This window comes from Candidatus Nomurabacteria bacterium (assembly GCA_020631905.1).
Lineage (GTDB): Bacteria > Patescibacteriota > Saccharimonadia > Saccharimonadales > VXPC01 > JACKGQ01.
In genome coordinates, this window is the sequence record JACKGQ010000001.1 from 339,574 (window position 1) to 353,660 (window position 14,087).

General features: G+C 44.5%; 7 protein-coding genes and 1 rRNA gene. 6 read left to right on the forward strand and 2 right to left on the reverse strand.

All coding sequences use genetic code 11. The annotated features are described in order from the left end of the window. Positions 1–1,210 precede the first annotated feature (1,210 nt). Both H6798_01895 and H6798_01900 read left to right on the forward strand, forming a co-directional pair. Complete coding sequence (locus H6798_01895) at positions 1,211–1,600, forward strand: hypothetical protein (GenBank protein ID MCB9821268.1); 390 nt, start codon at positions 1,211–1,213, stop codon at positions 1,598–1,600. After that, positions 1,601–4,495 carry an ATP-binding protein gene (locus H6798_01900; protein ID MCB9821269.1) on the forward strand — a complete coding sequence of 965 codons (2,895 nt, stop codon included), beginning with the start codon at positions 1,601–1,603 and terminating at the stop codon, positions 4,493–4,495. It abuts the gene before it with no gap. 9 nt (positions 4,496–4,504) lie between these two features. Here H6798_01900 and H6798_01905 read toward each other — a convergent pair whose 3' ends face one another. Then, a complete protein-coding gene (locus H6798_01905; protein ID MCB9821270.1) occupies positions 4,505–5,062 on the reverse strand; it encodes a hypothetical protein in 558 nt (185 codons plus the stop codon). 2 nt (positions 5,063–5,064) lie between these two features. Beyond that, positions 5,065–7,077 carry a DUF11 domain-containing protein gene (locus tag H6798_01910; protein MCB9821271.1) on the reverse strand — a complete coding sequence of 671 codons (2,013 nt, stop codon included), beginning with the start codon at positions 7,075–7,077 and terminating at the stop codon, positions 5,065–5,067. A 129-nt stretch (positions 7,078–7,206) separates the two neighbouring features. Here H6798_01910 and gyrB point away from each other — a divergent pair, with 129 nt between their 5' ends. The 4 genes from gyrB (at position 7,207) to H6798_01930 (ending at position 13,862) form a co-directional block, all read left to right on the forward strand. Next, complete coding sequence (gene gyrB, locus H6798_01915) at positions 7,207–9,171, forward strand: DNA topoisomerase (ATP-hydrolyzing) subunit B (GenBank protein MCB9821272.1); 1,965 nt, start codon at positions 7,207–7,209, stop codon at positions 9,169–9,171. A gap of 1 nt (position 9,172) precedes the next feature. Continuing rightward, on the forward strand, positions 9,173–11,716 hold the full coding sequence (gyrA, locus tag H6798_01920) for a DNA gyrase subunit A (protein ID MCB9821273.1): 2,544 nt from the start codon (positions 9,173–9,175) through the stop codon (positions 11,714–11,716). After that, entirely contained in the window at positions 11,706–12,146 is a 441-nt protein-coding gene (locus H6798_01925; GenBank protein ID MCB9821274.1) for a divergent PAP2 family protein, read from the forward strand. The genes gyrA and H6798_01925 overlap by 11 nt, the downstream gene beginning before the upstream one ends. Before the next feature lie 247 nt (positions 12,147–12,393). Next, a 16S ribosomal RNA gene (locus H6798_01930) occupies positions 12,394–13,862 on the forward strand. Positions 13,863–14,087 lie beyond the last annotated feature (225 nt).

Consider the following 14,087-nt stretch of genomic DNA (forward strand, 5'->3'; position numbering starts at 1 on the left):
TTACTGTAGTTCTTTTTGTTTTTGAGCACTTTTTTTATTCAAGTGCTGCGTCAATAATAGAAGTCTTATATTCTATTGTCAACAACATTCTTGTGGAAAATCGATATGACTTTCATAACTAAATTCATGCATGTAGAAAGCCATGATTCATATTTCAAGACGATCCGTAGATTCTCTTGCACGGTATAGTTTTATAAAGCTGATTAATCCATACACTACTCAAAGCCGACTTAGACGAATTAGACACAGGTCTGTTCGTAGCATAGCCAAACAACACACGATGCAACTTTTATTCGACACGCATTGATTTTAGTAATCAGGAGAGGGAATGTATCTAAGCTCTCTAGCCGAGTTAAGTTGGTGCATTTGGGCTATATAGTTTGTCTCTTGGCCATAAAAATAAGCACCTCATTTAACATATTCGCATACTAGCAATACGTCATAAGTAAACTTTTTATACATTCATAATTTTAACAAGCCATAATTAAAGTTGTAACAAACACAACTAATATAATTTAAATTTTACAGATAGTAGTTGTACTAATAACTACAAATATGATTGACATCAGAGGCTAAATTTGCTAGTATTTTGGCATGGTTTTAAAACAAAAAGCCACAAATGAATATCAACCAACAGACCCTAAAACTTAGTGTCTGATAACGCTCCTATTTTTAGGAGCGGTCAGTCAAGCTCGGGTAGGTAAGCGCCACATAAGTCATTTATATTGGGCGGATTTACCACCGAGCTCTCTAGAAGCTTTTAGGCTTCACACAGAAACCCCTTAAGTGCGAGAAGGGGTTTCTGTGTTAGGCTTATACGCATGAAAAATTATAAAGTCTCGACGAATTATCTAAACATCGCAGTATCCATCGGCTTAATAATAGTTACTTTGATATTCTTTGCTTACGTATCGCCATTTTCCGAACAGGGTACCGTGATAAAAGAGAACATATTGATTGGTGCTAGTTTATTGATGTCTAGTTGTTTTACTATATCGTTAGTTTTTCTAAGGGGTATATTAAAACAAAAGCACCCCAGGCTCCTTGCTGGCATAATTGCTTACACAGTTGTTGAATTATTGCTTCTGAGTTCCTTATCTTTGGTTAATCCATGGTCTATCTTATCTGCGGGCATCTTCAATACCCTAATATACTGGTATATATTGCGACGTTTTAATCCTTAGCTTTCTCATATATAATCTAGTTAAACATGAACGAAAATGCTCAAGGACAGTCTAATAACTTTGAATTACCCACACCGATCGATGGTGAGCGCGACTCTGTAAATCGCCCAAATATGCTAGAGGCTGCACCTACCTCCGTTCCCGTAGTGCCGGCTCTTCCTGTGACAGATCCGTCGCAGTATGCTCAACCAATATCACCAGCCCATGCCCAGAACGATGGCATAGGCAATACAGGAGCTCAAGATGACTTGCAGGCAGGTGACTTTAGCGTGATTGAGAAAGCTTGGGTGCGTAAGGCTAAACAAATCATCGCTGGAACAGCCGAGGATCCGAAAAGACAGAAAGAGGAACTATCTACCTTTTCGGCAGAATATATCAAAAAACGATACGGTAAAGATATAAAAGTAGATAACTAAATGACTAAAGCATTAACCGCTCTACTGGTCTTAACTCCTATTCTATTCGGCCTAGTGTTATATGCTGTTCTGCACGCTCGGAAATTGATGCGTGAGGCTAAAGGATACGAGCGTGGTCTCAAAATGGTACCGTTACTCATACATCTCCCACCAGTTAGTGACGATATCGATTCTGGATCACGCGACTCCAGAGATGTAGTAGACGAAAACGTTTCAAAAGCTCAAGTACTATACAACATTATCTCGACGACAGCCGTTAAACAGGGCTTTATGAATAATGTGTACGGTCAGAGGCATCTTGCCTTTGAGATAGTTGCTCAGAATGGTTTTGTGTATTTCTATGCTGCAGTTCCAGTAGCCTTAGTCTCGGTAGTTCAACAGGCAATAGTCAGCGCATATCCGTCCGCAAGAGTTGAGGAGACTTCAGATAAGAACATTTTCAACTCCGTAGGAAAAATAACCGGCACCATTGGTGGAGAATTGGTGCTAAAAGAGAACTATGCTTACCCGATTGCCACCTATCAAGAGGTTAAGCGTGACTCGATGCAGTCGTTACTTAGCGCTATGGCTACACTAGAAAAAGAGGACGGGGCGGCTGTTCAGATACTGATCAGGCCGGCCAACAAGACGTGGACAAAGAATGCGATGTCGATTGCCAGCAAAAAACGTAAAGGAGAAGACAAAAAGAAGTCTGCCGGAAGTCATATCGCCAGCTGGTCAAAACAAGCACTTATGGCACCAGTTAAGCCACCAGAAGAAAGTAAGGGCGGCTCATCCCCCGACAAGCCCAAAGAATTAAGCAGTGTTGATCAGGCGGTTATCGATGCTATAGAGTCGAAGACTCAATATCCTGGGTTCGAAGTACTTATCCGGGTAATCGTATCATCAAATGTGGCGCAGCGTGCACAAGCGATACATAGCAATATAGTTGCTTCATTTGCGCTGTTTGAAGCACCAGGTCGAAATGGTTTTAAGCATGTTGAGGCCAGAAACATCGAGAGTTTTGTAACTGCATATATTATGCGTTTCTTCCCACCAGAAAATAACAAAAACATTTTAAATGCTATTGAGCTGGCAACGCTGTTTCATTTTCCGAATCAAGACAATATTCCGACTTCGCAGCTCCAGAGACAGATATCAAAACAGGTCGATGGTCCTCGAAATATGCCTGACGACGGCCTGGTACTCGGCTATAACGTTTTTCGAGGCACAAAGAAGAAGATTGTGCTTACAAATGAAGATCGTATGCGACACGTATATATCGTCGGACAAACAGGTGTAGGTAAATCTGTACTACTAGAGAACATTGCTTTGCAAGATATGATCAACGGGAATGGATTCGCATTTGTTGATCCTCATGGTGACACAGCCGAGAAGCTATTGTCGATGGTGCCAAAAGAGCGCACCGAAGACGTAGTTTATTTTAATCCAGCCGATATGGAATACCCACTCGGTTTGAATATGTTTGAATTTGACCACCCAGATCAAAAAGACTTTTTGGTACAAGAGGGTCTAAACATGCTCTACAAACTGTATGATCCAGAAAAACAGGGAATTATTGGACCGCGATACGAACACCTATTCAGAAACGCTGCTCTGGCGGTAATGGCGGGACCGAATGGTGGAACCTTTATAGATATTCCGAAACTATTTAACGATCAAGAATTTTTAAACGATAAGCTTAAATATGTTACAGATCAGACCGTTTTAGATTTTTGGCAAAAAGAGATGCCTGATTCGAGGCGATCAAATGAATTCGGTGAAGTTAAAAGCTGGTTCGTAAGTAAGTTTAGCGCCTTCTTAGGTAATGAGATGATGCGCAATATTATTGGTCAGCCCAAGAGCTCGATAAACTTCCGAGACATCATGGACACTAAAAAAATTCTTATAGTAAACCTGAGTAAAGGAAAAACTGGTGAGCTTAACTCAAAGCTTCTGGGCATGATATTCGTAATTAAGTTCCAGATGGCAGCTATGAGTCGTGCGAATCTAGATCCCGAAGATAGGGTTGACTTCACCTTATATGTTGATGAGTTTCAGAATTTTGCTACCGACTCATTTGCATCAATATTATCTGAAGCTCGTAAGTTTCGCCTTAGCCTAATAGTAGCCAATCAGTTTACTACACAGCTAAATGATGAGGTCCGTGAAGCTATCTTTGGAAACGTTGGTTCGGCAATATCATTTCGACTCAGCGCCCAAGATGCCGAAAACATGGTTAGGCAGTTTTATAGTCCAATCTTTGAGATTGATGACTTAACTCGCTTGCCTGTGGGCAATACGGCGGTCAGGATGCTATTGAGTGGTGTACCGACTCAGCCATTCAGTATGGCGACTTTGCCACCACTTGGTCATCAGAACTCTGAGCTTAAAGATGCCCTAATTCAGCTTTCGGCTGCCAAGTTTGGGCGACCGCGCACAGTTGTAGATGCGGAAATAAAAAAGCGGCTAACACCTGCGCCAGCACCGCCATCGTTGGCTCAACCCGGTCTACCTGCCGCCGGCAACCAATCACTTGCGCAACCTAAACCATCAACTGGATCTGCGTTTCTTGATGACTGGCTAAACAAACGCAATCAAGGAGCACCGATGACTCAACCTCAGCCAAGGCCATTCAGCCCACCGCCTAGCATGCCTGCGACCCAGATACCACCCCAAACGCCCGCTTTGCCACCGACGCAACAATTCCCCATAAATACATCAAACACGCAGCCAGCAGCCTCTACGACCCCGCAGCCAGCCCCGTCGAGCATAAATAGACCCAATATGAATAATCGAACTGCGCCAACTCAGCCACTTGCACCTGCAACTGAGCCAATTCAAAAAACCCAAACCGACTCGATTAGTAGTGATGGCAGCATTCACCTAGGTGATGATCACGAGATAAAGATGTAGTCTTTTTAGCTAATTTCTCGAGAGCTTAGAGTAAGTTTTAATAATAAGCTCGATCAGTAGACCGATTAAGTACCCGCCCGCAAACAGAATGATAAACAGACTTAGTCCTACCGAAAAACCACTCCGCTTTGCATAATATAAAACGATAATACTCCCAACGAAAGCACTTACGCCGCCAGTTAAGATTGCGGTCGGTCTGGCGATTGTTTTGGCCGCAGTCTCACTTGTTCGCTCGACCAGGGGACGGTGAATAATTTTACTCATACCACGGTCCAACTTATTGAGTTTGCGCTGTGTGCTACGAAGGATGTTGCGGTATGTATGACTACGTAAAGCCGAGTTTGACCATGTTGGGGTTGGCTCAGATGATTCTGCAGAATGGGACATGTGTTCTTGGCTACTCTCGGCCAGTCTTGCAACTTCTCCTGAAAGATTGGCGACAGTTTCTTGGCTAGCTGGTAAGCTATTTTCACTCTCGTGTGTTTTTGGATTGTCGGCTTCGTGCCTTTCGGGTGATTTATGTTGTTCGCCCCGACTCTCTGGGCTGATAGGTGCTTTTTCCGACATTACTACATTCCTCCTGATATATACTCAGTTTTTATAATATCGAGTTCTTTTGCCATTAATCTCGTTCTGTAATAGAAGTAGCCGATTACCATAAAGCCAGCGACGCTTAACACGACAACTGTACCTGGTCCGGTACGCGGCAGATTACCAACAACGTTTTCGATCTGTTTGTCGACAGATTTAGGCAACCTAACGCGGACTGTCGTTCCAAATTGATTATCTATCAGATTGTCGTAGCTGAGCGGATCGGATGCGGCAACAGGAGTTGAAGGGATAGGGTTTTTAACTCGCACCTTGAACGTCTTGCTTACGGATTCACCCGGCTCTATATCTACAGGATCCCAGGTAAGTGTTAAGGCGATGCTATCGTACGCGGCACCACCATTATCGGTAATATCGGCATACTCTAAGATATCGGCAATATCGTCTCTAAAAACTTCGTTGGGGGCAGTTGCAGTACCATCATTTGCAGCCGTTAATGTAAACGCTAGTTCGTCGCCTGCGTGAGCAGTTTGACCATTAGCGTTAGCGCCCGTACTGGTAAAGATAACAGATTTTCTTCTAGTAAGTATTGGGCTTAATTCCTCTGGCTTCTCGATGTCGAACACGACTTTACATGTTGAGCTCTCGCGTACCTCACCTTTTTTGGCACTAATCTGAGCAGAAACTTCATGCTCGCCTTCGCTAAATGAATAACTTAGTTCGTCGGTGATTGCGTTCGCGGTAGTCTTGTGAGTAGCGATTTTTGATCCATCCGAGTAGTAGCTGACTGAGTTGAGTTCGGCACCTGGTTCTGCGGAAATAACTACTTGGAACACACGCGTATCCCAACCCTTTACTTCAGTAATCTTCAGCTCAGTACAAGCAATGTAGGCGACCGGTTCTGGTGGTGGAGGAGGGCAATCTTCATCGTAATCTATAAATGAATCATTGCATGGTTTTGTACAATCATCGATTCCACCAGGGGGTATTGGTTTGCCCGACACAGGACAGACTGGTTCTTTTATTGTTATGCAGCGCTCGGTACTCGAATTATCTGATTTTATGCTGGCGTGGTTGTTGGCATTAAGCGTGGCAGAGTTGCAGGCTTCGATCGGGCCACTTATATCTTTAATTTTGATCTTTAAGACAATATAAGAGTAATCGGTTGCAGGAGCTAAGTTGGCAAATGTCCAAGTTAAAGTTTGATTGCTTTGAGTAAAAGTAGGCTGAGTCCGGGCAACAACAGATTGTGATACAAATTCGAATTGAGTTGGCAGTGAGTCGGTAATTGTTACATTTTCGGCAACAGCTGAGCCAGTGTTCCGGAAGTAAATTTTATAATCTGCAGTATCACCAGGTTCGAGTTCGCCGGCAGTTAATTTCTCTTTCTTTATTTCTAGCTTTGGTTTACGGTCAAACTGAACAAAAGTAATATTGCCACAACCATCAGCTGAAGAAGTCCAGGTGTTATCGATTAGAACCCAAAATTGTCGACCCTTCAATAAGCCGTTACCAGTTGCGATGCCTGTGATTGCCTTGTAGGGGTTATAGGCACTTTTAATGTCCCAGACCGTCAATGGTCTTTCATAGAAACTCGTAATAGCTCCTGGTATGGCCACTCTAACATTTTCTGATTGTCTTTGAGTTGATAGTTCACGACCAGTAGTAATAAAGTTTTTATCGGTAGACTTTATGTTTGCAATTGTCCCATTATTTATGTCGCTCTGAGTAATCCCATAATAACCAAATATATTTTGAATATCTGTTCGTCCGAAGTCGTCGCGGTTATTGCTGTATGCGGACTGGATCTTTTGCTTAGAGGTGCCACCGGCAACCACATTACTCGCGTGAGCAGCCAAAGTAGTTTTTGGTGGTGAAACAATTGCCAACATCTGCACCAACATCGCCAATGCAACCATTACAAATCCGATTCTGCGTATTGACTCCTCTTGGTGCAATCGTTTTGCGTAATAGCCAATTTCTGGCAGCAAACTAGGATTGAGAGGCAAGCTCGACACCAGTTTCTTAAACATATGTTTCCCCCGTAATTTTCATGCTTATTTAAGCACGCATAAGCGTTATTGACAAGCATTAGGCTTGATTGGATAGCCTTTCGTGACGTATAATCTGCTAAAGTCAAAAATTAAGAAAAGTGTGAGGGTATGAACAAAGATAAAGCTACTGCTAAGTATGACTCCAGTTCGATTCAGGTTCTTGAGGGTCTAGAACCAGTCAGAAAACGTCCGGGCATGTACATTGGTAGCACCGGCATCGACGGCCTTCATCATATGATCAAAGAGATTGCCGACAATGGTATTGACGAAGCGATTGCTGGACACGCAACAGAAGTAAAGGTCGAACTGCTCGCCGATGGGGGCGTTAGAGTCGATGATAATGGTCGAGGAATTCCGGTCGAAAAGCACGCCAAAACTGGTGTAAGTACACTTGAAACTGTTCTAACTATTCTACACGCCGGCGGAAAGTTTGGTGAAGGTGGTTACAAAGTATCGAGTGGCCTACATGGTGTTGGATTAAGCGTAGTAAACGCTCTTTCACGCAAACTGGTAGCAGAAGTTCATCTTAACGGCGACATCTACCAGCAAGAATTCGCTGCTGGTGCACCCCAAGGAACTATCAAAAAAGTTGGAAAAACAGATCGAAAAGGAACAATTATCTCGTTCTGGCCTGATACGACTATTATGGAAGATTCTCCATTTGAGTATAAGTGGGTGGTCGATTACCTACGCCATCAAGCTTACTTAACTAAAGGTGTTAAAACTACCGTCATAGACGAGCGAACTGGTAAGCGCTGCTCGTTCTACTTCGAGGGTGGAATTCAGAGCTATGTCCGGCACCTGAACGTCGGCAAGGAGCCCATCGGCGACAAAGTATTCTATGCCGAAAAACAGGTTGACGATGTTATGGTCGAAATCGCACTTCAGTATAACGATAGCTACAACGAGGTAGTTAGCGCATTCGCCAATAACGTCCATAACCCTGAAGGTGGAACGCACTTAGTTGGTTTTCGTGCTGCATTAACGCGTATTCTTAATGAGTATGCACGCAAGAATAATCTGCTTAAAGAAAAAGAAGACAATTTAACTGGCGATGATGTACGTGAAGGTCTAACTGCAGTTATATTGGTCAAGATTCCCGACCCACAATTCGAAGGTCAAACAAAGAATAAATTGGGTAATCCAGAAGTTAGGGGTTGCGTTGAAAAGGTTACCTCAGAGTACCTTGCCTATTATTTAGAAGAAAACCCGGCAATCGCCAAAGGTATAGTTGGCAAAGGTGTCTTAGCTGCTCGAGCCCGTAAAGCGGCTCGCGCAGCACGTGACAACGTCATACGCAAAGGCGTGCTTGATGGAGCTTCGATGCCGGGTAAGCTCTGGGATTGTTCTAGTCGCACTCCTGCCGACTCCGAAATTTTTATAGTAGAAGGTGACTCAGCTGGTGGTTCAGCCAAAACAGGACGTGATGCGAAGCACCAAGCCATCTTACCTCTAAGAGGTAAAGTGCTAAACGTCGAGCGAGCCAGATTAGACAAAATGCTCAATAATAAAGAGATCGTAGCTTTAATCAAAGCCATGGGCGTGAATATTGGCGAGCAGTTTGATCTTAGCGGTTTACGTTACCACAAGATTATTATCATGACCGACGCCGACGTCGACGGTTCACATATCGCTACGCTCCTAATGACATTCTTCTTCCGTTATATGCGCGAGGTTGTAGAAGGCGGATATGTCTATCTTTCTCAGCCACCAACTCATGGTTTTCATATGGGCAAGAAAATATCATATATATACAGCGATCATGAGTATGGCCTAAAACTAGATGAAATAATTGCTGAACGTAAGCAAAAGGGTGTCGAGATCAATTCCGAAGACACCAAAGAGAAGCAGGCAGGTGTCAGCGTGACCAGGTTTAAGGGTTTGGGCGAAATGGATGCCGATCAGCTCTGGGATACTACTATGGATCCGGAAAATCGTGTCTTACTACAGGTTACCGTTGAAGACGCCGAAAAGGCCGATGCAGTGTTTAGCAAGTTAATGGGTGACGAAGTTGAACTTCGCAAGAATTTCATTCAGACACACGCAAAGTTTGTAAAGGATTTGGATATTTAAAATGGCAGATATTGATGATCAACAACTAGACAACACGACTCCAGAACCAGAGGTAATCGAGGCAACCACCATTAACGGTGTCCGTCGTAGCAATATTACCGAGGTAATGGAAAGTAACTTTTTGCGCTATTCGATGAGCGTGATTATCGCACGGGCTTTGCCAGACGTACGCGATGGACTTAAGCCAGTACATCGTCGAATTCTATTCTCGATGAACCAAAACGGCATTCGCAGTAACGGTAAAACCATGAAATCGGCACGTATTGTTGGAGATGTCATGGGTAAATACCACCCACACGGCAATATGGCTATCTATGATGCTATGGCGCGTTTGGCTGTCGATTGGTCGACTCGCTATTTACTGATCACTGGGCAAGGAAACTTCGGAACAATGGATGGCGACCCGCCAGCAGCCGATAGGTACACCGAGGCCAAGCTAAACCGACATGCCGAAGAGTTGTTAGCAGACTTAGATAAAGAGACAGTTCCGTTTAGGGCAAACTACGATGGGACCGAACAAGAACCAGAAGTCTTACCAGCACGCCTACCAAACTTACTGCTTAATGGTCAAACGGGTATTGCTGTTGGTATGGCTACTAGTATTCCGCCACATCACTTGGGCGAAGTTGTCGATGCAGTTGTCGAGATGATCGACAACCCAGATTACGAGCTGAGCGACTTGCTCAAACATATCAAGGGACCGGATTTTCCGACTGGAGGTATCGTTTATGGTGGTTCCAGCATGCAGGAAGCTTATGCAAGCGGTAAGGGTAGTGTAACTATCCGTGGCCGGGCCGTGATTGAGGAACGCAACAAACAAGGAGCTCACCGTATTGTAATTACGGAGATTCCATACATGTTAAACATGAGTGCACTCGTCGAAAAGATGGCAGAGCTGGTCAATGACAAAAAGATTAATGGCGTTAGCGATATCCGTGACGAAAGCTCGCGAGGTGCGGTTAGAATAGTCGTCGATTTAAAGAAAGATGCCTATCCTAAAAAGATTTTAAATCAGCTATACAAACTTACGCCCCTACAATCTGCTTTTCATTACAACATGTTGGCCCTTGTCGATGGTATTCAACCAAGGGTGCTTGGCTTAACAGATATACTTCATGAATATCTCAAGCATCGCCAGGCAGTTGTTCGCAGACGTACAGAGTTTGAGCTCAAGAAGGCCAAAGCTCGTGAACATATCCTCGAAGGTCTAAAGATCGCCCTCGATAATATCGACGAAGTAGTTAGGATTATTAGAGCAAGCGCAACGACTGATGAGGCTCGTGATAGTTTAATCAAGAAATTTAAGCTAAGCGAGATTCAAGCTAATTCAATCTTGGCTATGCCGTTACGCAGTCTGGTTGGCCTTGAACGCCAAAAAATCGAAGATGAACTAGCTCAGCTAAAAAAATTAATTGCCGACTTAGAAGCTTTACTCGCCGACGAGAAAAAGATAACTCAGGTTGTGCGAAAAGAATTAATAGAACTCAAAGATAAATATAACGACGAACGCCGATCAGAAATTATCAACCAGGAGCTAGGTAAGTTTAGCGATGAAGAGCTGATTCCTAATGAACAGGTAGTTGTAACGCTTACAACATCTAATTACATTAAACGAAGCCCAGTTTCCGATTACAAACGCCAGGGTCGGGGTGGTAAAGGACGTCGTGGTATTGCCACTCGCGAAGAAGACTATGTAGACCAGATGTTGTTTGTCAGCACTCACGATTACATATTATTCTTCACCAACCGAGGTCGTGTATTTAGGATTAAAGCTTACGAAATACCAAACGCCAGCCTAAATGCCAAAGGCGTCGCAATTGTTAACCTATTGCAGCTTCAACCAGAGGAGACAATCAGTTCGATGTTTAAGATCGAAGCTGGCGGAAAACCTGAAGGCCATCTATTCATGTGCACCAAGAATGGTGTTGTCAAGAAGACAGCATATGACAAGTTCGAAAACGTACGTACGAGTGGTCTAATTGCGATTACTTTGGACGACGGGGATGAGCTCAAATGGATTCGCTTAAGTAGCGGAGACGAAGAGGTGGTAATCTCGACTGCTATGGGTCAAGCCATGCGCTTCCATGAAAGCCATGTACGCAGTATGGGACGTAGTGCACGTGGCGTAAGAGGTATGAGACTTAGAAAAGATGACTATGTGATTGGAATGGATATTGTTCACGAAGATGCCTCGATATTTGTAATCAGTCGTAATGGTTACGGTAAGCGCACAAAGATTTCCCAGTTTACACCACACGCAAGAGGTGGGGTTGGCATTCGTTCGGCTGTAGTCAATAGTAAAACAGGCGAGCTGGTAGCTGTCCGAAGCCTCCGACCAGATGCAAACGAACTGATAGTAATCTCCGAGTCGGGGCAAACAATCCGGCTTGGCCTAAAAGATATTCCTGAGCTTAGTCGAGCTACCCAGGGTGTGCGAATCATGCGATTAAATGATGGTGACTATGTGGCCTCGGTTGTCACTGTCATGGAACCGCAAGAAGGCGACATCGACGATTCTGACTCAGGAGAAGCCAATGCTAGCTAATTCTTTAAGCCTAATCATTGTGGCAGCACTTGGTTATGGGGTTGCCCAGCTGATTAAGTTCGGTATTTCGCTCCGCAAAGATGGCCTAGATATAGCTGATCTATTTGCATCGGGCGGGTGGCCCAGTTCGCATTCGGCAGTCATGGCGGCAACCTGTCTGCATATAGGGTATATCGAAGGCTATTCGTCTACAGTATTTGGCTTGGCATTAGTTGTTACCCTGGTAGTTGTGTACGATTCAATTGGGGTTAGGCGGTCAACAGGCCTTAACACGCTTGCAATTATCAAGCTATCCAAAAAAGCAGGCATCAAGGATATTGAGCATGGTAATATCTTGGGGCGCGGACATACTCCATTTGAAGTAATTGTCGGTCTACTGGTTGGCGTGGTTGTCGCACTTTTGTACCAAACACTCGTATCACAGGCGTAGTAATATTATCTACGTTCTTGACAAGAATAACACTTTAGCGTAGTCTACTTTAGTTCACGGGATGGTCAAAAAGTCTTCTTAACGAGCCACCAAATCGTTACGAGCCCGACTTTTGGTCTGAAAGTGAAACGAACATTGAAAACTTGGTTGTGTAATGTCAACGTTTAATTACTTTATTGTTTTGGTCTTGTACCAAATAAAGTTTTACAATTTGTAAATATTTTGAGTACGGACCAAAACTTTTTTCTGAGAGTTTGATCCTGGCTCAGGATGAACGCTGGCGGCGTGCCTAATACATGCAAGTCGAGCGGTAAGGCTCCTTCGGGAGTACACGAGCGGCGGACGGGTGAGTAATGTATAGGAACATACCCCAAAGTGAGGGATAAGCCAGAGAAATCTGGTCTAATACCGCATGTGATCTTCGGATTAAAGCTTTATGCGCTTTGGGAATGGCCTATATCCGATTAGCTAGTTGGTAGAGTAAAAGCCTACCAAGGCGACGATCGGTAGCTGGTTTGAGAGGATGATCAGCCACACTGGAACTGAGACACGGTCCAGACTCCTACGGGAGGCAGCAGTAGGGAATTTTCCACAATGGGCGAAAGCCTGATGGAGCAACGCCGCGTGCAGGATGAAGGCCTTCGGGTTGTAAACTGCTTTTATAAGTGAAGAATATGACGGTAACTTATGAATAAGGGACTGCTAACTACGTGCCAGCAGCCGCGGTCATACGTGGGTCCCAAGCGTTATCCGGATTTACTGGGTGTAAAGAGTTGCGTAGGCGGTTTATTAAGCAAAGCATTAAAGCGTGTGGCTTAACCATACAGATGTGCTTTGAACTGATAGACTAGAGTATAAGAGAGGTTACTGGAATTGCTAGTGTAGGAGTGAAATCCGTAGATATTAGCAGGAACACCGATGGCGTAGGCAGGTAACTGGCTTATTACTGACGCTCAGGCACGAAAGCGTGGGGAGCGAACCGGATTAGATACCCGGGTAGTCCACGCCGTAAACTATGGATGCTAGCTGTTTGGGGTATCGACCCCTTAAGTAGCAAAGCTAACGCGTTAAGCATCCCACCTGTGGAGTACGAGCGCAAGCTTAAAACATAAAGGAATTGACGGGGACCCGCACAAGCGGTGGAGCGTGTTGTTTAATTCGATGCTAAGCGAAGAACCTTACCAAGGTTTGACATCCTGCCAATTACTGGGAAACCAGTGAGTGCCTTCGGGCAAGCAGTGACAGGTGTTGCATGGCCGTCGTCAGCTCGTGTCGTGAGATGTTGGGTTAAGTCCCGCAACGAGCGCAACCCCTATGTTTAGTTGTATTTCTCTAAACAGACTGCCCTGGCAACAGGGAGGAAGGAGGGGATGATGTCAGGTCAGTATCTCCCTTACATCTGGGGCTACAAACACGCTACAATGGCCGGTACAAAGGGCAGCCAACCCGCGAGGGGGAGCAAATCCTATCAAAGCCGGTCTCAGTTCGGATTGCAGGCTGAAACTCGCCTGCATGAAGCTGGAATCGCTAGTAACGGTAAGTCAGCACATTACCGTGAATACGTTCCCGGGTCTTGTACACACCGCCCGTCAAACCATGAAAGTCGCCAATACCTGACGTCCTAGCTTGCCTAGGCCTAAGGTAGGGGAGATGATTGGGGTTAAGTCGTAACAAGGTATCCGTACCGGAAGGTGCGGATGGATTACCTCCTTTCTAGGGAGAAGATAACAATCCCGCTATCTCACTCTAGTGTTTCTCTGCGAGAGAACATTAGATAAGCGAGGATGGTCGATCCGATTTATGTATTAGTGGTTAACCAATACATAAACGTAGCATTCGCTACAACGGATAGGTAACCAACTGCATGAACGAGCAGTATAATAAACGACATTACACAACCAAGAGTTCAATATGAGGGGAGGTGATTCCTCCTCTAGTCGG